The organism is Streptomyces sp. NPDC053493, from assembly GCF_044544825.1.
In the GTDB taxonomy this organism is placed as follows: domain Bacteria; phylum Actinomycetota; class Actinomycetes; order Streptomycetales; family Streptomycetaceae; genus Streptomyces.
Map to the genome: position 1 here is coordinate 950,597 of NZ_JBITXS010000002.1, position 20,533 is coordinate 971,129.

Below are 20,533 nucleotides of genomic sequence, written 5' to 3' on the forward strand. Positions count from 1 at the left end.
CGGCCCGGCCCGGACCGCCGGTGCGTCAGTGCCTCACTGCCTCCGCGCCTCAGTGCCTCAGTGCCTCAGTGCGTCATGATCTCGGCCGTGCCGCCGAGTTCGACGCGCGGAGCCGGGCCGGGAGTCGTCGTGGCCGTGACGGTGGCCGGGCTGCCGAGGCTGTCGCCCATGTCGACGGCGAGCGAGGTCAGGCCCCGGCCGGCCAGGTGGGCGGCGAGGCAGGCCGTGCTGTTGGCGTTGGCGATGTCCTCGGGCACGCCGATCGACGGGGCGAACATCCGGGCTGCCAGGGCCCCTTCGGGCGACGGCGCGGAGTGGACGTACGCGCCGAGCAGACCGAACCGGTCGCAGGCCGCCCGGAGCCGGGCGAGGTCCGGGGCCAGGGCGGCGAGCGCCGCCCGGGTGGGCACGGGCACGAGCGCGCGTTCCCGCCCCACCCCGGCGATCCGCACGTCCAGCCCTGCCCCGTCCGGCCCGGCGGACCCGGCCACCCCCGGCCCGTAAGTCCCCGGTGAGAGGCCGAGGGCCGGGAGGATCAGGGCGCGTTCCTCGGCGGTCGGGGCGCGCAGGGTGACCGGGCCGGGGTCGAAGGCGACGGTGAACAGCTCTCCGTACCGCTCGGCGCGGCCGGCGAAGACGCGCCGTCCGGTGCGCAGGGTGGCCCGATAGGGCCCGGCGGCGCCGGTGCGCGCGGCGAGCAGGGCGAGGGCGGCGACGGTGCCGTGTCCGCAGGCCGGCAGTTCGCCTTCGGCGGTGAAGAAGCGCAGGGCGACGGTGCCGTCGCCGTCCCGCCGTACGTACACGGCGTGCGAGGTGCCCCGCTCGAGCGGCACGCGCCGCCGCTGTTCGTCCGAGAGCGGCGGCCGCCCCGCCTCGCCGTCGTCCTCGACGACGACGGCCGTGGGACTGCCGCCCGCCCCGTCCCGGAGGCAGGCCCGGACCAGCGTCACGTCCATCTCAGCCGCCCAGGAAGGCGAGCACGCCCTGGCCGACGCCCGCGTCGCCGAGCAGGGCGTTGTGGTCGAGGCAGCCGGCCGGGTGGTTGGCGGCGCCGGTGAGCGGGACGCTGTCGTCGGGGTTGACGACCTCGTCGCAGTTCGACCAGAAGGTGGCGTAGGCGACGGTGCCCGGCGTTTCGTCGCCCTCGGCGAGTTTCCGCTGCACGTAGCTGCCGGGCGTCATGTCGCGGCAGGCCTGGTCCCACAGGGCGCAGGCCCAGGCGACGCTCGTGCCGTGGTTCGGGCCGGCCAGCGAGATCCAGTGGGCTACGGTGGAGGCGCCGCCGCCGTACTTCACGTACCAGCGGGTGGGCAGGCTGCCGAAGGAGTGGCCGACGATGTCGACCTTGGTGGCGCCGGTCTGCCGGCGGACGTCGTCGACGTAGGCGGCGAAGCGGCCGGCGAGCACCTCGTTGACCGACTGGTGGGTGTCGTAGCCCCAGCGGAAGATCTCGCCGTCGCCGTAGCCGGCGGCCCGCAGGCGGGCGTCGAGGCCGCCCCAGACGCCCGGGTCGGCGTTGTAGCCGTGGACGAGGATCACGGGGCGGTGGCCGGTCGCCGTCCGGGCCTCGGCCGGTCCGGCCGCGGGGCCCGCGAGGACGGCGGCCAGGGCGGCGAGGACCGCGAGGAAGGCGAGCGGGGCGTGCGGTCGAGCGGCGGGGCGAACCATCGGCGGGCCTCCCGGGCGTGTGACGGACTGTCAGATGTCCGCCGGGATGTTACCGCCGGAAACCCGCCACCACACCCCCGTGTCGGGAACCACACGAGGGCCCCCTGCCGACCGCCCGAGCGGTCGGGTTAGCATATGAGCACTGCCTAGCTCGAAAGATGCACTGTGACTGTCAACGAGGACTCGTTCACAAACTGGAAGAACCGCGAGGAAATCGCGGAGTCCATGATTCCGATCATCGGGAAGCTGCACCGAGAGCAGGACGTCACGGTCCTCGTTCACAGCCGCTCCCTGGTGAACAAGTCGGTGGTCAGCATTCTCAAGACCCACCGATTCGCCCGCCAGATCGTCGGCGAGGAGCTCTCGGTCACCGAGACCCTGCCGTTCCTGCAGGCACTGACGACGCTCGACCTGGGTCCGTCCCAGATCGACATCGGCCTCCTGGCCGAGTCGTTCCGGACCGACGACCGCGGCCTGTCGGTGGCGGAGTTCACCGCCGAGGCCGTCGCCGGTGCCACCGGGGCCAACAAGATCGAGCGCCGTGACGGCCGCGACGTCGTCCTGTACGGCTTCGGCCGCATCGGCCGGCTCGTCGCCCGCCTGCTCATCGAGAAGGCCGGCTCCGGCAACGGTCTGCGGCTGCGTGCCATCGTCGTCCGCGGCGGCGGCGACCAGGACCTGGTGAAGCGCGCCTCGCTGCTGCGCCGTGACTCCATCCACGGCCAGTTCCAGGGCACCATCACCGTGGACGAGGCGAACAGCACCATCGTCGCCAACGGCAACTCGATCCGCGTGATCTACGCCAACGACCCGTCCGAGGTCGACTACACGGCGTACGGCATCGACAACGCCATCCTGATCGACAACACCGGCAAGTGGCGCGACCGCGAGGGTCTGTCGAAGCACCTGCGTCCGGGCATCGACAAGGTCGTCCTGACCGCGCCCGGCAAGGGCGACGTGCCGAACATCGTGCACGGCGTCAACCACGACACGATCAAGCCGGACGAGCAGATCCTGTCCTGCGCGTCCTGCACCACGAACGCGATCGTGCCGCCGCTGAAGGCCATGGACGACGAGTACGGCGTCCTGCGCGGTCACGTGGAGACCGTCCACTCGTTCACGAACGACCAGAACCTGCTGGACAACTACCACAAGGCCGACCGCCGTGGCCGGTCCGCGCCGCTCAACATGGTCATCACGGAGACGGGTGCCGCCTCCGCCGTGGCCAAGGCGCTGCCCGACCTGAAGGCGCCGATCACCGGCAGCTCGATCCGCGTCCCCGTCCCGGACGTCTCGATCGCCATCCTGAGCCTGCGCCTGGGCCGCGAGACCACCCGCGACGAGGTCCTCGAGTACCTCCGCGACGTCTCGCTGCACTCGCCGCTGAAGCGCCAGATCGACTTCACCACGGCACCCGACGCCGTCTCCATGGACTTCGTCGGTTCGCGCCACGCCTCGATCGTCGACGCCGGCGCGACCAAGGTCGACGGCGACAACGCGATCCTGTACCTGTGGTACGACAACGAGTTCGGCTACTCCTGCCAGGTCATCCGGGTCGTCCAGCACGTCTCGGGCGTCGAGTACCCGACCTTCCCGGCCCCGGCGGCCTGACCGACGCCGAGCCGCTGAGGTTCACGCACGACACCGGACGGCGGTGGGGCAAGTGCCCTGCCGCCGTTCGGCGTTGTGCTTGACTGACGCCGACAAGTCTGCCGCTCACACGGAGGAGCGAAGTGCCGGAGTCAGCCGCACCCCGTACGCACCCCACCGCCACGGACGCCTCCGCGGCACCCGACGCCCCGGCCGCGCCGCCCGCGCTGAAGGTCGGCCAGGTGCTGCGCGCCCGGCGCACGATCACCGACGAGGACATCGTGGCCTTCGCCGAACTCGCCGGGGACCGCGGCCGGCACCATCTGCCCGAGCACGGACGGCCGATGGCGCACGGACTGCTCACGGCGTCGCTCGCGACCGAGATCGGCGGCCGCTTCCACTTCATCGCCCGGCGCATGTCCTGGGAGTTCCTGCGGCCGGTCTGGTCCGGCGACACCATCACCGCCGAGGTGACCGTGCGCGCGCTCGGCGAGACCCGCTCGGGCACCGCCGTGGAGCTGGACGTCGAGATCGACAACCAGGACGGCGAGACGGTGCTGCGCGGCGAGAGCACGGGCGTGATCCGCCACTGAGGGCCCAGGACTCCTCTCTTGGGGCGGTGCCGCAACGGGCGTACCGCTTCGGTCATCAGCTGACGCGGCTAGGGTCGGCCGGATAGTCGGGCAGTGCCACGGTGCTGCTGACTTTCTCGCCCAGCTTGAGCATGCCGTTCAGCAACAGGCGCCGGGACAGCAGGGTGTTGCGGAGACGAATGCCGGTGGCGGTGGCGGGGGCCAGGAACTTCCCGGTGCGGTCGCCGCCTGCCTGGCAGCCCTCGGCGTACGCGCGGACCCTGCTCTCGTAGCGGGCGAAGGCCGCCCGGTGATCGCCCTGGGCCCGCGCGAGTTCGCCGGCCAGGACGTACGCGGCGACCACCGCGGTTCCGGTGCCCATGCCGCCGATGGTGGCCCCGCAGGCGGCGTCGCCGACGAGGCACACGCGCCCGGTGGACCAGGTGTCCACGTCCGCTCGGCTGATCGAGTCGAAGTACAGGTCGGGTGCCTGGTGCAGCGAGTCGAGCAGGCGGGGCACCTCCCAGCCGAGGCCGGAGAACGCGCCTGCGATCAGACGCTTCTGCTGTTCCGGGTCGTGGCGGTCGTACGACAGCTCCGGCGCGGCGAAGACGAAGAACGCCCCCGCCCGTGCCGGGTCCCGGTGGTCGGCGCCTACGGACGCCAGCCGCCCCGGCACGTTGTACCCGACCGAACCCTTTCCCACTCCCAGGTCGTTCGCCAGCTGCCAGGTCGCGGCGTAGTAGCCGAGGTGGCGCACGTAGTCCTCCTCCGGCCCGAACGCGAGGCGACGGACCTGGGAGTGCAGCCCGTCCGCACCGATGACCAGGTCGAAGTCGCGCGAGATTCCGCTTCGGAAGTCGGCCCGCACGCCGGACGAGGTCTCGGCGAGGCTGACGATCGAGTCGCCGAAGATGTACTCGGTGCAGGGGGCGCTGTGCTCGTGGAGCACGCGCGCCAGGTCTCCGCGGAGCACCTCTATCTCACCGCCGGCGAACTCGGCCGGCAGGTCCAGCAGCGTGCGGCCGCGCTCGTCGACGAAGCGCATCGGGCTGCCGCCGGTCTGGATGCGGCGCAGTTCGGGAAGCAGGCCCATGCGTTCCAGCACGGTCAGATGCGCCTCTCCACGGAAGTCGACGGCCTGACCGCCCTGGCGCAGCGCCGGGGCCAGTTCGACGACGGTGGGCCGGAAGCCGTGGCGTCCCAGCCAGTAGGCCAGCGCGGGGCCGGCGATGCTCGCGCCGGAGATGAGGACGTTCCTGTTCACGGGGCTTCCCTCCGCTCGAAAACTGTGTCCTGTGGACACTGTTATTTACTGTGTACCGTAGACACAGTTGATTCGGCAAGGCAGGGCAGGACAGGACAGGACTGGAGGGCGACGGACATGGGTGGCGAGCACGCCGAGGTGGTGCGACTGCTGTGGGGTCCGCACCCCAAGCCCGCGCGAGGCCCCAGGCCGGCACTCGACCTGGACCGCATCGCGCGGGCCGGGATCGAGATCGCCGACGCGGAGGGGCTGGCCGGTGTGTCCATGCAGCGGGTCGCCGCGCAACTGGATGTGACCAAGATGGCGCTGTACCGGTACGTGCCGGGCAAAGCCGAGCTGGTGGCCCTGATGGTGGACACCGCGATCGGCCCCTGCCCGGCGACGAAGGCGCGACATGGCGGCTGGCGTGAGCAGCTGGAGGAATGGGCCGGCCGGCTGCTCGACGTCTTTCGTCAGCACCCCTGGGCACTGGACGCCACGGTCGGGCCGCGGGTCATGGGGCCTGGGGAGCTGTCCTGGCTGGAGCATGCCGTGTCGGCCCTGGACAGCACCGGTTTGAGCGGTGCCGAGCGGATGGACGCGGCTGTCCTGCTGGTCGGTCACGTACGCGGCATCACCCAGCAGACCCGTGCGGCAGGCCCGGCAGGCAACCCCGAAGCCCAACTGGGCTCCATCCTCGGCGACCTGATGCAGGCGCACGGCGAGCGGTTCCCCGCGCTCACCGCGGCCCTCGCTTCAGCCGCCCGGTCCGACGAGCAGGATCAGGCATGGGACTTCGGCCTGCAGCGGATCCTGGACGGCTTGGCCGTACTCGTCGACCAGCGCCGCTGAGGGCGCGCCGGACATGACGGAAGGTGCCACGGCGCACCCGTCGTCTCTGTGGGCCCGGTCGGGGGTGTGGGTCCGGGGAGAGACGGATGTGCCGTGGCACCGGTCTGGGGAGGCGGGACAGCCCGCCGCCGTGGTCGGCTCAGCGCCGTCGTCGGCCGGCTCGCGGCCGTCGTGGGCTTCAGTGCCGTCGTCAGCTCACGGCCGCGGTCGGCCGGCGCACCGCCGTGGTCAGCTCACCGCCGCCGTCAGCTCACCGCCGTCGCGTCGGCGCCCGCGCCCTCGCGGCCGCCCTGCGGGACGGCGCAGGCCAGGGCGGTGGCCTGGCGCAGGGTCTCGGTGAGGTTCTCCCAGTCGATGGCGGGGCGGTCGTCGCCGCGCGCGGAGACGAGGGAGGCGTTCCAGCGCATCCGGGGCACGCCCGGCAGCGGGCGCAGTCCGGTGGCCTCGTTCGGGGAGGCGGCGAGGGCCATCGGCAGCATGGCGCAGCCGAGTCCGGACTGGGCGGCGGCGCGGACGCCGGCCATGGAGCCGAGTTCGTGGATCTCGGGCGGCCCGTCGGAGCGGAGCCGGAGGAATTCGGGCAGCCAGCGCTGCGAGGGACAGTCGGGGTCGGCGATGACGACCTGGCGTCCGGCGGCCGGTCCGCGCGGCCGGGAGACGCCGGTGACGGGCACGAACTCGACCTCCTGGAGGCGGGTTTCGTGCAGGTCGTCGGGCCGGTCGGCGGCGCGCAGCGGGTCGGGCAGGGAGCCGGGCAGTACGGCCGGGTCGTCGGCGTCGACGACGGTGAGCACCAGGGCGCCGTCGATGCTGCCGGCCCGGAAGGCGTCGTGGATCTCGGCGGTGCCCATGACCCGCAGGGCGAGCTGGACTCCGGAGAGCAGCCGGCGCCCGATGTGGGTGAGCCGGGCGAGCTGCTGGCCGTACGCGAGGGCCGGCACGACGCCCACGGTCATCCGCGGCGGGTTGGCGGCCGGGCGGCGCAGGGCGACCTCCATCTCGCCGACGAGCGTGAGGATCTGACGGGCGTACTCGCACAGCACGGTCCCCGTCCGGGTGAGCCGTACGCCGCTGGGCAGCCGCTCGAAGACCGGCTCGCCCACCTGCCGTTCCAGGGCCCGCATCTGCGCCGTGACGCTGGACTGCGAGTACCCGAGGCGGCGGGCCGCCTGCGTGAAGGACCCGGTGAGGGTCACCTCGCGGAAGGTTCTCAGGGTTCTTGCGTCGATGTCCACGTGTTCAACCCCCTTGCCGCCCCCCGGCGGCGGATGGCACTCGGGCAGCTGGTCGCGCCGCCCGCTCGATCGCCCCACTCGGTCTGTCACACCACAGGGGTGCCGGACGCTCCTCTCGCACCCGGCACCCCTGGTCGGCCGCGAAGGACTCTACTCGGCGAGCTGCGCGGGAACCAACGGAAAGTCCAGTTCCGGTTGCGCAACGTGATTGAAGAAGTTCGACAGCACGTTGAGCGCCACATGACCGACGATTTCGGCCAGTTCGCCGTCGGTGACGCCGGCGGCGCGGGCGTCGGCGAGGGCGGCGTCGGTCACCCGGCCACCGCTCTCCATGATCGCGCCGGTGATGCGGAGGACCTGGTCCATGTGCGGGTCGCCGTGGTCCTGGCCGTGGCGGGTGTCGAGCAGTTCCTGCTCGCTGAGGCCGACCTTGCCGCCGCGCAGGGTGTGCGCGGAGACGCAGTAGGTGCAGTCGTTGCGCTGGGCGATGTAGAGCGCCAGCTGCTCGCGCTGCCGGGCGCTGAAGCTGCCGCCGACCAGGGCCTCGCGCATGGCGAGGTAACCGCGCAGGGCGGCGGGGCCGTTGGCGAGGGCGGCGTAGAGGTTGGGCAGCTTGCCGAGCTGCTTGAGGGTGCCTTCGAGCAGCTCGCGCTGCTCCTCGTTGGCGGTCTCGACGGTCAGTTGGGGCAGGCGGGACATGGAGCTCTCCTTGAGCCGGACCAAAAGATGGAACTGATCGGTACCACCCAGACGGTACTGATCGGTTCCGTCTGGCGCAACGGGAGGGGCACACTCCGTTCCGGCGATCGGAACCGAGTGGTACCGTTTGGTATGGCCACGAACGCGAAAGAACGACTCCTCACCGCCGCGGAGCGTCTTTTCTACGAAGAGGGCATCCGGGCCGTCGGCATCGAGCGCATCCTGTCCGAGTCCGGAGTGGGCCGCGCCTCCTTCTACCGGCACTTCCCCAGCAAGGACGACGTGGTCGTCGAGGTGCTGCGGCGCCGCGACGGCATGTGGCGGGCCTGGCTGGAGAGCCGGATCGAGGCGAGCGACCGCGCCCCGGAGGAACTGCCGCTCGCCCTCTTCGACGGACTCGCCGAGCGCTTCGCCGCGGCGGACTTCCGCGGCTGCGCCTTCATCAACACCATGGTGGAGACCGCCGATCCCGAGAGTCCGGCGCACCACGTGGCCGCCGAGCACAAGGAAAAGGTCATCGCCCGCCTCGACAGCCTGCTCACCGAGGGCGGCTACCACGACCACGAGACCCTCGCCCGCCAGCTCGCCCTGCTCGGCGACGGCGCCATCGTCACGGCCCTGCGCGAGGGCACCACGGAGGCGGCGGTCCGCGCCCGCGCGGTGGCGACGGTGCTGCTGCGGACCGCCGAGCGCGAGCCGGCGCCGGCCGCCCGGGCGGCACGGACGCCGCAGACCGCCCAGGCGTCGTAGCCGACGCAGGCAGCCCAGGCGTCACGGACGGCTCTGTCCGTACGAGCGCGCTGACGGGCACGGAAGACGCGAAGGGGGACGGCGTGAGCGCCGTCCCCCTCTTCCCGGACCTCCTCCGAAACCGACCGCGAGCCGCCCTAAGGGCGCGCGCCGGGCCGGAGTTCGCCGCGGCGGACCTTGCCCGAGCGGGTGCGCGGCAGACGGGCGACCAGGTCGACACCGCGCGGCACGAACACCGGCGCGAGACGCCGCTCCGCCAGGGCGATCAACTCCCGTACGAGCAGCTCCGGTTCACCCGGACCGGCGTGGGTCTCGACCACGGCGTACGGGGCGAGGCCGCCCTGCTCGTCGGGGCACGGGATCACGGCGGCGTCGGCGACCGCCGGATGGGTGCGCAGCACGGCCTCGATCTCCATCGGCGAGACCCGGTGGCCGTACGACTTGAAGACCTCGTCCATCCGGCCGAGCAGTCGGATCGACCCGTCGGCGCACCGCTCGCCCCGGTCCCCGGTCCGGTAGAGGCCGTCCGCGAAGGCCTCCGCGGTGCGGTCCGGCCGGTCGGCGTAGCCGCGCATGAGGCCCGGCGGGCGCTCCGTCAGGTCGACGCACACCTCGCCGGCGTCGCCGAGCTCACCGGTCTCCGGGTCGCGCAGCACGATCCGGTATCCCGGCAGCGGGTGTCCCAGCGGCGACAGCGCGGCCGGCGTGTCGGGCGCCCGGCCGATCAGGGCGGTGGCCTCGGTCTGGCCGTAGCCGTCGCGGACCCGTACGCCCCAGGCCGCCTCGATGCGGTCCGTCACCTCCGCCGTCAGCGGCTCCCCGGCCGCCGTCGCCTCCCGCAGCCGCGGTACGCCCCGGCCCGCGGCCCCGTCACCCGTCACGTACGGCAGCATCGCCCGCCACGCGCTCGGCGGCGCGCAGAGGCTGGTGATCCGCTGCGCGGCCAGCACGCCGGGCAGCAGCTCGGCCGGCAGACCGCCGTCGGGCGGCGCGACGACCGTGGCGCCGGCCGTCCAGGGCACGAAGAAGCTGGACCAGGAGTGCTTGGCCCAGCCCGGCGCGGACAGGTTGAGGTGCCGGTCGCCGGGCCGCAGTCCGCTCCAGTACAGGCTGGAGAGGTGGCCGACGGCGTAGCCGGCGTGCGTGTGCTCGACGAGCTTGGGCAGCGAGGTGGTGCCCGAGGTGAAGTAGCAGAAGGACGGGTCCGCGGCGCGCGTCGGCCCGGCCGGCACGAACGGCCGGCGCCGCCCGGTGTCGCGGGTGTCCGGGTACGGCAGCCAGCCGGGCAGGTCCGTGGCGCCGGGCGCCATGCGGACACCCGGCACGCCCGACTCGCCGAGCAGGCCGACGAGTTCGGGCGCGCACACGACGTGCCGGATGCCGCCGCGGCCGATCCGGTCGGCGGCCTCGTCGCGGGTGAGGTCCTGATAGCCCGGGACCACCACCGCGCCGAGCTTGATGCAGCCGAGGAGGGTCTCCCACAGTTCGGCGCGGGTGCCGAGCAGGATGAGCACCCGGTCGCCGGGCGCCACCCCGGCCTCGGCGAGACTGACCGCCAACTCGTCCGACCGGGCGGCGAGTTCGGCGAAGGTGACCCGGTCCACGACCGGCACCGTGCCGTCCTCGCCGGGGCGGCCGAGGATCTCCAGGGCGGTCCGTTCGTTGCCCTCGGCCACCACGTCGAACCACTCCAGGGCCCAGTTGAAGTGCCGGGCCCGCGGCCACCGGAAGGCGGCCGTGGCCGCCTCCCGGTCGCCGCGCAGCCGCAGCAGCAGGTCCCGGGCGGCCCGGTACTCCTCGTGCGCGGCGGTGACCCGGTGCTCCGCGTGTCCCGGCGGCCGCCGGTGCGCGTGCGCCGCCGCGGTCATCCGGTGCCTCCCGCGGCCAGTGCCTCGGCGATCGCGTCGGCGTCGCGGGTGAACGAGCCCCACGGGCCCGGCCGGCCGCTGCCGACCTGGGTGAACCAGCGGGTGTGCTCGCTCGGGATGCCGATGACGTGCGCCGTCACGTCCGGCGTGCCGTCCGCCCCGATCGGGTGGAACGGCGCGTCGGTGCAGTCCACGCCTCCGGTCCTGAACTCCCCCACGCCGTCAGCGGTGTTCGCCGTGTTCACGAAGGGCCGCACCCTTCCGTCGGCGAGCAGACCGCGGATCAGCGGATCGCGGTCCACGGTCACGTCCGTGGTCGGCTGCCGGGCGTCCACGAGGACGTCGAGCGCCGTCCAGGAGTTCTCCACCTGCGCCGACTCGACCGTGAACCGGCCCTCGACCGGGTCCGTGCCGAACCGGGCGCCGGGGCCCACCGGCTCGAGCACACCGGCGGCCAGCAGCGCGAGGAACTGCTCGGAGCGCAGCTGCGGCGGCCCGGTCGACACCAGCGCGGCCAGCGGGCCGAACTCGGCGAGGAACCAGCGGTGCGAGTCCGGCGTGAGGCCGGCGAAGTCGACCACGTTCCGGATGGTCTGCCGCACGTCCCGTAAGACGTCCGCGGCGGCCTTCATCGGCCCTTCCGCGTTGCCGAGCCGGGCGTCGCCGAGGTCCGCGCGCAGCCACTCGGTGAGCACCTTGTGGAACTCGGCCGGCGAACCGAAGCGCCGGCCGTCGAACGGCCGCGCCAGGGTGGCGAGTCCGGTCAGCGGGCGCGGGTCGATCCGGTATCCGGCGGCCAGGCCCTGGAGCACGTCGAGGTCGGGGTCGAGCGCCAGCGCCTCCTCGGCCCGCTCGGTGAACTCCGTCGCCGCGTCGGGGCCGTGAACCTGGCGGATCCGGGTCGCGAGCAGCACGAGGTTGATCTCGGCGAGCAGCCAGGGCTGCACCGTCCGCTCGAAGTCGAGCGGTGCGTGCTCCTCGCGCAGCCGGGCCATCCGGGCGGGCGTGAACAGCACCGGCCGGTAGCGGTGCTCGGGGCCCTTCTGGTTGACGCCGCGGGTCAGCAGCGGCACCCCGCCGCGCGAGGCCGGCAGGATCCGGGGCTCCTTGCCGCTCGGCAGGTAGAGCAGCCCGTCGCCGCCCTCGGTGAAGCTGCCGCCGCGCCCGAGGGTGAGCTCGGCGAGCACGTCGTAGAAGGTCAGGCCCATGCCGATGACGCCGACGCGGGCCCCGGCCGGGATGTCGGACAGCGGCATCTCGTTGGCCGAGCCGCCCGCCACGTACTTCAGCGGCCGGGCCGGGGTGGAGTTGGCGCGGGCGAAGCGCCGCCACTCCTCCTGCTGCCGGTCGAGCTCGTTCACCGGGTGGCCGGTGGCCAGCACCAGCCGGTCCGCGGTGAGCACGTCACCGCGGTCCAGGCGCAGCCGGTACGGGGCCTCGCGGTCGGCGCGGTCGGCGCAGATGACCCGCGCGCCGATCCGGTGCACGGTCAGGCACGGCGGCAGCGTCTCCTCGATGCGCTCCATCACGTAGGAGAGGTACCGGCCGTAGACCACGCGCGGGGCGTAGCCGCCCGGGTCGGCGTGGGCCGGGTCGTGCTCCGCCCACCACTCGCCGAGCGTGGGCCCGGCGCCGGGCCGGTGCGGCCCGTCGTCGGCCGGCCCGGAGAACATGGTGACCTCCTGGGCCGGGGTGTTCATCAGGAACAGCGGCGACTGGTCCGTACGCCAGATCCGACCGGCCCCCGCCTCGTACGGATCGATCGCGTACACCTCCAGCCGGCGTGCCGGCGGCTGCTCGGCGCAGCGGGCCGCGAGCCGCTCCAGGACGGACAGGCCGCGCGGGCCCATGCCGGCGAAGGCGATCCGCAGCGGCTCGGCGACCGGGTCGGCCAGGCACTGCGGGGTGGACAGCGGTGCCGGTTCCGGCGGCGGAGCGGTCTCCGCCGCCAGGTCGTGCTCGCGGGCGACCCGGCCGAGCATGCCGGCGAGCTGACGCGAGGTCATCGGGGTGGTCCTCCGGCTGGTGGTGAGCAGCGGCAGCGAGCCCAGATCGGTCCACTGCAGGCGGCCGTCGGGCGCCACCGTGGACCGGACCTCGCCCCGGTTGTCCGGATGCAGACAGAACGGCACGTCGAGCAGGCCCCGGTCGAACGCCTTCAGGAGCGCGGTGCCGAGGTCGTCCGAGAGCGCGAGGACGGCGCCGACCAGGGCGCGGGCCTCGGCCAGGATCTCCTCGGTGTCGCCGGCCGGCGAGCCCGCCGGGCGCGGCCTGGCACGGGCCGAACGGGCCGCGTCGGCGGCCACGCTCAGCGCCGTCAGGTTCTCCGCCACCGTCGGGATGCGGTGCGCCTCGGTCTCGGTCTTCACGATGAGCCGCTGCGCACCGCCGCGGACCGCGAGCTCGGCGCTGCGGCGCAGCAGCAGGCGGGCGCCGAGCACGGTCCGCGGATAGACGCCCATGTACGTGTAGAGCACGATGTGCCGGTCCACGCCGGCCGGCAGCAGCTCGTCGGCGAGCGTGCGCAGTGCGGCGAGCGCGCCGGCGTCCTGCGCGGCGTGGGTCTGCTGGGCGTAGGACAGGGACACGCTGGTGGCGCCGTTCTGCACGAAGAACAGGCACTCGAGGAGCGAGACGGCGACCAGCATGGAGGGCGGGCAGAGCTGGCCGAGCAGACATCCGCCGAACGACTCCAGATGGGCGCGGCGGCCGTGGGACCGGCTCTCCTCGGTGAGGAACTGGACGGAGTCCCGCCAGGCGGCGACGGACTCGGCGAGCGGTGTACGGCCGTAGGGCAGGCAGTACGAGACGGGGCCGCCCTCGCTGGCGGACAGGCCGGCGGCGGTCATGGTGCGGAAGATGGCCATCGGGTCGGCGGAACCGTGCCGGACCTGGACCGGAGTGCGTCGCCCGGCGGCCGCGGCCACCCGGGCGGCGGTCTTCGGCCCGTGGCTCACGATCGGGAAGCCGTTGAGGGGCCGGCCGGTGCGCAGGGCGGCGGTGGCGGCGGCGTGGTCGCCGACGCGGGTGTAGCTGTCGATGGTGAGGGTGGAGACGGTGCGCTCGGGCAGGGCGGCGACGGCGGCGACGCCGGCGGCCATCTCCTCCGGGGCGACCATGCCCATCCGGGGCTGGACGACGAGCTCGCCGGCCGCGGCGGACTCCTGGACGAACGCGCCGAGGTCGCCCGCGGGCTGGTGCGGGTGCGGCGGATGCGAGTGCGGGTGCGGGTGCGGGGACTGGCCGGGAAGGGTCACGCCGCGGCCCGCCCGGTACACACGTCTCTCATCTCCTCGCGTTCGCCGAGCCGGCCGAGCTGCTCCAGGAGCGCGGTGGGCGCGGTGCCGTCCGTGTACACCTCGGCGTACCCGGCGGCGAGCAGTTCGGCGCGCCGCTCCTCGGCGCCCTCGGGCGAGATGCCGAGCAGTCCGCCGATCACCATCGGGATCCCGCGGGTGTCCTCGTCCTCCCGCAGCGCGCGGGCGGCCCGCAGCCCGTCCTGGTGTCCGTGCCCGTTGACGGAGGACAGCACGACGAGGTCCGGGCTGGTCATCCTGGCGGTGTCCACGAGCAGCCGCTCCGGCACGCACGGCCCGAGGTTGAGCACCGAGTGGCCGTGCTCCTCCAGGAACAGCTGAAGGTGCACCAGGTTCCAGGTGTGCGCGTCCGACGACCCGGTGGTGAGCAGCACCCGACGGGACGGCTCGGTACTGTGCAAGGTTGGCATGGCGTGTCTCCAGTGACGGTGCGGATGCGGAGGCGGTCGCGGCGAGCCGCACGGGGCCGCGGTGCCGGCGGCCCGGTGCGGACGGTGCGGCCGCGGCCGCGGTGGGCCCGGCGGGTCCCTGTGCCGCTCCGAGGCCCTGGACCCGCCGGGTGTTCATGGCCGGGCGCGAAGGCCGACGGCGGCGTGCGACACCGGACGAACCGCGCGGGACGGCGGTCCTTCCGGGTGAGCGCCCCGGGGGTGATCCCGGGGTCGGGTGCGGGGGCCGCGCGCGGCCCGGAGACCGGGTCGCGCCCGGAGGTCGGGCGCGACCCGGGGACCCGGGCGAGCGCGGCCGTCGGGCCGGGTGCGGCCCAGGGTCTGGTGCGGCCCTGGGCCCGGGTGCGGCCCGGGGTCTGGTACGGCCCTGGGCCCGGGTGCGTCCTCAGGCCGGGTGCGGCTCGGGGGCGGCCCCGGGGCCGGGTACGGCCCTCGGGGCGAAGGCCGGGAAGGAGGGGCCGGCGCCCGGTTTCCGCAGCGGCGCCCCGTGGTCGGGGCGAGGACCGGGCCCCGGGCCGGGGCGCGGGGACCGGCCCCGGGCCGAGGTCGGGACCGGGTCCGGTCGGCCGCCGAGCCCGCGGCGCCCGCCGGGCGGCCGAGGTCCCGGCGGGTCAGGCCGCGCCGGCGCCGACGCCTGTGGTGATCTCGCCCTCGTGCGGAGTACGCGGAGAGGCCGGGCGGGCGCGGACGGCGAGGACCGTGCAGCCGGTGGCGCTGGACATCTGGTGGCGGGTGCCCGGCTCCTCGATCACCAGGTCGCCGCGCTCGAAGCGGCGCCCGTCGCTGTGGTCGAGGGTTCCGTCGAGGACCAGCATCAGCTCGTGGCCGAGGTGCTCGTGGAAGTCGCCGTGGGCGCCGGGCGGGAAGCGCAGGAGGAGGGACGCCGAGTCCTCCTCGCCCGCGTGGCCCGGGCCCCACAGGACGACGAACTCGACGCCCTCGCGGCCCGGTTCGGTCCACGGGACCCACGGCAGGTCGGTCTGGTCGAATCCGTTGCGCAGCACATCGCGGTAGACGGTGACGTCAGGCACGGGCGGTGACCTCCGGGGCGGAAGGGGACGGGGCCGCGGTGCGCTGCGGCACGACGGACGGGATGGGATCGGGGCCCCACTGCTGCGGGCCCTTGACGATCGGCGCGCCGATGAGGGAGCCGAACTCCCGCCAGGCGCCGTCGTAGTTGCGGACGTCGGTCATGCCGAGCAGCTCGTGCAGCACGAACCAGCTGTGCGCCGAACGCCAGCCGACCCGGCAGTAGACGACGGTCGGGACCTCGGTGTTCAGGCCGCCGTACGCGGCCTTCAGCTCCGCGTCGTCGCGGAACGTGCCGTCCGCGTGGATGGCGGTGTGCCACGGGATGTGCTCGGCGGACAGCGCGTGTCCGCAGCGGACGCCGAGGTCGTCGGGAACACCGGGCGGCGTGTTGGTGTGGCCGAGGTACTCCTCGATCGACCGGACGTCCAGGAGCGTGCGGTAGCCGATGTGGTCGAGCATGTCCTCGCGCCGGGCCCGGATCGACTCGTCCACCGCGGGCACCGGGTAGACGACCTCCTCCCGCTGCGGCGCCTCGGCGGTCAGCGCCCCGCCGATCGCCTCCCAGCGGGCGCGCCCGCCGTCGAGGAGGCGCAGCTCGCGGTGGCCGTAGAGGCGGAACTGCCAGTAGCCCGCCGCCGCCCACCAGTTGTTGTTGCCGCTGTAGAAGACGACGGTGTCGTCGGCGGAGATGCCGTGCCGGCCGAGGAGCGCCGCGAAGGCCTCCGGGCCGATGACGTCCCGGCGTACCGCGTCCTGGAGGTCTCCGCTCCAGTCGAGGCGTACGGCTCCGGGGATGCGGCCGGGCCGGCCGCCGCCGTCGTTGCCGCCGTCGGTGATCTCGACGAGGACCAGGCCGTCGTCGCCGCTCGCGAGCCGGCGCTGCAGCTCGTCCGTGCTGACGAGCAGGGAGTGTCGGGTCATCGGGTTCACCACCAGTACGTCGGGTATTTGGCGATCACGCCGAGCTTCGAGGCGACGATGCCCACGAGGACGAGCAGCGCGCTGCCGATGGCCAGCAGGACGAGGAAGCGGACCGGCTGCGGGTCCTGGAGGACCGCGAGGACGGCGGTGGCGGCGGCCGGGGCGTGCACGGCCCGCAGCAGCAGCATGAGTCCGACGCTCAGGCCGGCGGCGACGGCCGCGACCCACAGCGAGTGGCCGAGGAGGGCCACGGCGGCGAGGCCGAGGACGCCGGAGCCGATCTGGCCGAGGACCACGCCGCGGGGCTGGGCGGGCGGCAGGGCCGGCGTGCTGCAGATGATCATCGCGGTGGCGGCGAGCGGGGCGATCATCAGCAGATGGCCGGTGGCCTCGCCGAGTGCCACGAGGATCACCAGGGACACGACGGTGGCGAGGGTGCCGAGGACGGCCGGCTTGGCCCCGGGGAAGGGCGGTGCTCCGCTGCCCGTCTTGGGCGCGTTCCGCGCCGGGGTCTGGGTCTGGTTGCTCACGGGTCGGCTCCTCAGTGCGCGCCGTTGAAGTAACACATGGCCTTGCGGTAGACGACCTGGCCGATCTGGTGGCCCATCTCGATGCCGGGCTCGTTGTCGAAGCTCCAGTGCATGCCGCCGTAGACGCGGGAGATGCCCGCCTGGTGGGCGGCGTCGCTGAAGGTGGGCCAGGTGAGGACGACGTCGGTGCGCGGGGTGAGGCCCGGCTCGACGGTGGACGTGCCGGCCTTGAAGCGGAAGGAGTCGCCGAACTGGTCGCTGCCGGTGAAGCGGCGCAGGAACTCGGAGGCCGCGCCGGAGAAGGTGCTGTGGCCGGAGACGGTGGCCGGGAACGGCGGCACCGCCACGTACGCCTGCCAGTTGACGCCGTCCATGGTGACGGTGCCCTTGCCGGGGCCGCCCCAGGAGGTGACCTGCTGGCCGCGGCGGTCGTACGGGATGAGCGTGGACGGGCGGGCGAAGTCGTACTGGAGCTTGACCGCCCAGGAGCCGATCGCCGCGTCGCACTCGGCCATGTTGAGGCCGAAGAACAGCTTGGCGTCCTCGTCGACGCCGTGGCCGTCGCGGGCGGAGACGAAACGGCCCCACATCTGCTGGGCGCCGGGCGGGGTGACGTCGTCGTTGAGCCAGAACTCGGCGATCGACTTCTGCTCGTCCGTCAGACGGGCGCTGATGTCGAGGAGTTCCTCGATGGCGGCGGTCATGCGGACGGAGGGGTACGCGGGCGGGGCGGGGATCGTGAACTGGTCGGGGCGGCTGAGCGCGAACGGCTTCATCACCGCGAACTGCGGCGTGAGGTACTTCTGCAGCTTGCCGCCGACGATCAGCGGGGTCCAGTGCTCGGGCGCGACGACGACGGACGGGTCGAAGGCGCCGGCGGTCTGCGGCGGGTTCTTCGGCTGGTAGCCGGTCGTGTCCGCGTACGGCGGGGTGGCGAGCTGGTTGGCGCCGTCGCCGTGACGGTAGTCGAGGACGGCCTGGGCGGTGCGCAGACCTATCCAGGCGGGGCTGTAGCGGCGCGGGTCGGTGAGCTCGGGGTCGTAGCCGAGGCTGCTCAGCATCGAGTCGATGGCGACCTTGTACTCGGGGAAGAAGTCGAGCAGCGCGTGGTGGGCGGCGTAGCTGATGGCCTCGTTCTTGTTGTCGAGGGTGCGCTCGGAGCGGGGGCGGCGCAGGGCGCCGCCGAAGCGGGTGCCGGAGGCGACCCGGTCGTAGCAGGCCCAGGCGTCGTAGATGCAGTTGTGGACGATCGCGAGGATGCGGGCGTTGACCGTGGCGGGGCCGAAGCGGTTGCCGGCGGCCTGGTAGCGGCCGAGGATCGCGTCCATGGTGGCCTGGTTCCAGCGGACCACGACGGTGGGCTCGGTGAGCAGGCCGGGAGCCCGGCGGCCGGTGCGGGTCTCCGCCTCGAACCGCTCGACCGGGGCGGCCCAGGCCGTACCGCCGGTGGCCAGCGCGAAGGCGCCGGCCGCGGCGGCGGAGGCGGTGAGCACCCGGCGCCGGGTGAGCGGTGCCGGGGTGGTGGGGGCGGTGGACACGGGTCGCTGAGACATCCCTGGGTTTCCTTCGCGTGTGGTGCCTGGCGGGATCGGATCAAACACAAGCTCGAACTGCCCTCACACTGGCGAGAATTGATCGCGCGGGGCAACGGCCGATCGGCTTCTTCCATCGGAGGCATGCAAGGAAGCGATGGGCATCGCCGTCGCCCCGGCGAGTGGCTAGCGTGGGACGGCGCCAGGCGTTGTCGGCCCCACCGTCGGACGGGTACGCCGTGCCCTCCGGGGACGGCACCCGGTCCCGGCCCCCGGGGCGGCGGCACGCCCTCGGGGGCCGCGTGCCGTGACCGAATCCGGCCCCGGGACGGCGCGGCGGTCCGCCTCGTCCGGCACCGCACCTCCCGACCCGGAGCTCCGGGTCCACCCGGTCATCCCGGCCACCCCGGTCGTCGTCCCGTTCACGGGCGCGAGCGCCGCGGGCCGCCGGCCGCCGGACCGCCCGCCCGGACGCGAGACCGGAATCGGCCCGCGGCCGGACCGGCCCGAGGCGCCGGCGCCCCGGCGCCCCTCGTCCGCCAAGAACTCGACCGATCCCGCACCGATCCGTTTGGAGTGGCCGCGCATGACCGTTTCCTCGCAGCTGAGAGCGCCGACGCGTACGAACTCGAACCCGACCTCGCCGGGGCCCGGGCAGCGCCCCGGGCGCGCGCGCCTCCTCGACCGGCTCTTCGACCGGCTGGCGCCGCGCCTGCACCGCTACGGCATGCGGATGCTGCGCGGCGGGCTCGGCGGGGTCTTCGTGTGGTTCGGCGTCCTGAAGATGATCGGGCTCAGCCCGGCGGCGCAGCTCGTCGTGGACGTGATGCCGTTCGACACGGGCGACTGGTTCGTCCCGGCCCTGGGCTGGGCCGAGGTCGCGCTCGGCGTGTGGCTCCTCACCGGCCGGGCCCAGCGCCTCCTCCTGCCGATCCTCGGCGGGCATCTGCTCGGCACGTTCGCGGTGCTGCTTCTGACGCCGGGGGCGGCGTTCGACCACGCGAATCCGCTGCTGCTGACGATGACGGGCGAGTTCGTGGTCAAGAACGTGGTGCTCCTCGCGGCCGCGGTCGTCCTCACGACGACCCCCCACCACCCGGACCCCTCCGCCTGATCCCCGGGCCCGGGCCCGGCCCCGCGCGGGCTGCCCCCCTCACCGGGACGGCACCCGTCGCCCCGCCCGCGCGGGCTGCCCTTCGCCGGGACGGCAACCTCCGCCGCCGCACCCGCGCGGGCTGCCGCTCGCCAGGACGGCAACCTCCGTCGTCCCGCCGCCCGCGCGTGCTGCGCGTACGGCCCGGTGGGACGGTCCGCCCTACCGGCCGAAACCTCCGCCCCGACGGGGGCTTCGCCCTCCCGCGCCCGCACCCCCGGGGCCTTCGCCCCACCTCGTGCGGGTGGCGCCTGCTCGCGCGGCGCCACCCGCCACCTCCGTGTGGGCCCGCGCCCGCTTCCGTGCGGGCTTCGCCCCGCGCCCGTGTGGGTGGCGCCTGCTTGCGCGGCGCGCCTTGTCACCTCCGTGTGGGCATTCGTCCCGCTGGGGCGGGACGGGTGGGCACACGGGACGGCGCCCTTGCGGGCGCGTTCCGCACCTGCGCCTGAACCCGCACCACGACCGCGCCGCACCAGTGGTGCGGGTCAAGGCCCGGAAGCCTAGGCCCGGCAAAGGGCGCCGTCCGTTGTGCCCACCCGTTCCGCCCCAGCGGAACGAATGCCCACAACGGAGGTGGCGACGGGCGCCAGCCCGGGGGCGGGTGGGCACCGCACCAGCGGGACGAAGGCCCACCACGCGGTGGGCGGCGGGCGACACCCCGGCGGGACAACGGCCACAACGCGGGCGGCGACGGGCGCCGGCCCGTCGAGGGGGGCGCCACACCGGCGGGACGAAGGGTCGCACCGGAGGGGGCGGAGGGCGCCGGCCCCGTGAGGAGGCGCGCAACGACAGCGGCGAGCGGGCAGCTGGACCGCGGGTTCGGCGTGCCAGGGGCCTGGCGGAGGGCCGGGAGGGCACTGCACGGCGCCGTGCGCGGGGGGCTTCGGGACCATGGGCGGGCCCTAGCTACTAGCATCGTGGCACTGAGTGTGTTTTGCTGAGGGTACTCAGTGCCAGGACAGTGCCACACGTGCCACAAGCATTGCTAGGGGAGCCCCAGACCATGGCCAAGGACGCCCAGGAATTCGACCTGTATCGCCCGTCGGAGGAGCACGAGATGCTCCGGGAGACGGTCCGTGCGCTGGCGGAGGCGAAGATCACGCCGTTCGCCGCGGCGGT

17 protein-coding genes are annotated in these 20,533 nt (G+C 74.0%); 5 read left to right on the forward strand and 12 right to left on the reverse strand.

Annotation, left to right across the window (positions count from 1 at the left end):
• Window positions 1–65: 65 nt before the first annotated feature.
• Window positions 66–956 carry a PhzF family phenazine biosynthesis protein gene (locus ACIGO8_RS10050; RefSeq protein WP_399726696.1) on the reverse strand — a complete coding sequence of 297 codons (891 nt, stop codon included), beginning with the start codon at window positions 954–956 and terminating at the stop codon, window positions 66–68.
• A gap of 1 nt (window position 957) precedes the next feature.
• Complete coding sequence (locus ACIGO8_RS10055) at window positions 958–1,668, reverse strand: esterase/lipase family protein (protein ID WP_399726699.1); 711 nt, start codon at window positions 1,666–1,668, stop codon at window positions 958–960.
• A gap of 165 nt (window positions 1,669–1,833) precedes the next feature.
• On the opposite strand from ACIGO8_RS10055, the gene ACIGO8_RS10060 reads away from it, so the two are divergent.
• Together ACIGO8_RS10060 and ACIGO8_RS10065 are read left to right on the forward strand one after the other, a co-directional pair.
• Window positions 1,834–3,279, forward strand: a complete 1,446-nt coding sequence (locus tag ACIGO8_RS10060) for a glyceraldehyde-3-phosphate dehydrogenase (RefSeq protein WP_399726701.1) — start codon at window positions 1,834–1,836, stop codon at window positions 3,277–3,279.
• 122 nt (window positions 3,280–3,401) lie between these two features.
• Window positions 3,402–3,851 (forward strand): hotdog domain-containing protein, encoded by a 450-nt coding sequence (locus ACIGO8_RS10065; RefSeq protein ID WP_399726704.1) that lies wholly within the window; start codon window positions 3,402–3,404, stop codon window positions 3,849–3,851.
• A 55-nt stretch (window positions 3,852–3,906) separates the two neighbouring features.
• On the opposite strand, the gene ACIGO8_RS10070 is transcribed toward ACIGO8_RS10065, so the two are convergent.
• A complete protein-coding gene (locus ACIGO8_RS10070; RefSeq protein WP_399726706.1) occupies window positions 3,907–5,097 on the reverse strand; it encodes an FAD-dependent monooxygenase in 1,191 nt (396 codons plus the stop codon).
• Window positions 5,098–5,214: 117 nt separating this feature from the next.
• On the opposite strand from ACIGO8_RS10070, the gene ACIGO8_RS10075 reads away from it, so the two are divergent.
• Complete coding sequence (locus ACIGO8_RS10075; RefSeq protein ID WP_399726709.1) at window positions 5,215–5,928, forward strand: TetR/AcrR family transcriptional regulator; 714 nt, start codon at window positions 5,215–5,217, stop codon at window positions 5,926–5,928.
• A 245-nt stretch (window positions 5,929–6,173) separates the two neighbouring features.
• Here ACIGO8_RS10075 and ACIGO8_RS10080 read toward each other — a convergent pair whose 3' ends face one another.
• Window positions 6,174–7,163 carry a LysR family transcriptional regulator gene (locus ACIGO8_RS10080; RefSeq protein WP_399726711.1) on the reverse strand — a complete coding sequence of 330 codons (990 nt, stop codon included), beginning with the start codon at window positions 7,161–7,163 and terminating at the stop codon, window positions 6,174–6,176.
• Between the two features lie 150 nt (window positions 7,164–7,313).
• Window positions 7,314–7,862 carry a carboxymuconolactone decarboxylase family protein gene (locus tag ACIGO8_RS10085; protein WP_399726714.1) on the reverse strand — a complete coding sequence of 183 codons (549 nt, stop codon included), beginning with the start codon at window positions 7,860–7,862 and terminating at the stop codon, window positions 7,314–7,316.
• 132 nt (window positions 7,863–7,994) lie between these two features.
• Here ACIGO8_RS10085 and ACIGO8_RS10090 point away from each other — a divergent pair, with 132 nt between their 5' ends.
• Window positions 7,995–8,612, forward strand: coding sequence for a TetR/AcrR family transcriptional regulator (locus tag ACIGO8_RS10090; RefSeq protein WP_399726716.1), 618 nt, complete (start codon window positions 7,995–7,997; stop codon window positions 8,610–8,612).
• 137 nt (window positions 8,613–8,749) lie between these two features.
• Here ACIGO8_RS10090 and ACIGO8_RS10095 read toward each other — a convergent pair whose 3' ends face one another.
• The 7 genes from ACIGO8_RS10095 to ACIGO8_RS10125 form a co-directional block, all read right to left on the reverse strand.
• Window positions 8,750–10,480 carry an acyl-CoA synthetase gene (locus ACIGO8_RS10095; RefSeq protein ID WP_399726719.1) on the reverse strand — a complete coding sequence of 577 codons (1,731 nt, stop codon included), beginning with the start codon at window positions 10,478–10,480 and terminating at the stop codon, window positions 8,750–8,752.
• Complete coding sequence (locus tag ACIGO8_RS10100) at window positions 10,477–13,758, reverse strand: FAD/NAD(P)-binding protein (RefSeq protein WP_399726721.1); 3,282 nt, start codon at window positions 13,756–13,758, stop codon at window positions 10,477–10,479. The genes ACIGO8_RS10095 and ACIGO8_RS10100 overlap by 4 nt, the downstream gene beginning before the upstream one ends.
• Window positions 13,734–14,207, reverse strand: coding sequence for a cobalamin B12-binding domain-containing protein (locus ACIGO8_RS10105; RefSeq protein WP_399726723.1), 474 nt, complete (start codon window positions 14,205–14,207; stop codon window positions 13,734–13,736). The genes ACIGO8_RS10100 and ACIGO8_RS10105 overlap by 25 nt, the downstream gene beginning before the upstream one ends.
• Before the next feature lie 650 nt (window positions 14,208–14,857).
• Window positions 14,858–15,277, reverse strand: a complete 420-nt coding sequence (locus ACIGO8_RS10110; RefSeq protein WP_399726726.1) for a cupin domain-containing protein — start codon at window positions 15,275–15,277, stop codon at window positions 14,858–14,860.
• Window positions 15,270–16,199, reverse strand: a complete 930-nt coding sequence (locus ACIGO8_RS10115; RefSeq protein ID WP_399726729.1) for a sulfurtransferase — start codon at window positions 16,197–16,199, stop codon at window positions 15,270–15,272. The genes ACIGO8_RS10110 and ACIGO8_RS10115 overlap by 8 nt, the downstream gene beginning before the upstream one ends.
• A gap of 5 nt (window positions 16,200–16,204) precedes the next feature.
• Complete coding sequence (locus ACIGO8_RS10120) at window positions 16,205–16,729, reverse strand: HPP family protein (RefSeq protein ID WP_399726731.1); 525 nt, start codon at window positions 16,727–16,729, stop codon at window positions 16,205–16,207.
• Window positions 16,730–16,740: 11 nt separating this feature from the next.
• Window positions 16,741–18,282, reverse strand: coding sequence for a vanadium-dependent haloperoxidase (locus tag ACIGO8_RS10125; RefSeq protein ID WP_399726733.1), 1,542 nt, complete (start codon window positions 18,280–18,282; stop codon window positions 16,741–16,743).
• A 286-nt stretch (window positions 18,283–18,568) separates the two neighbouring features.
• On the opposite strand from ACIGO8_RS10125, the gene ACIGO8_RS10130 reads away from it, so the two are divergent.
• Entirely contained in the window at window positions 18,569–19,375 is an 807-nt protein-coding gene (locus tag ACIGO8_RS10130; RefSeq protein WP_399726736.1) for a hypothetical protein, read from the forward strand.
• Window positions 19,376–20,533: the final 1,158 nt, after the last annotated feature.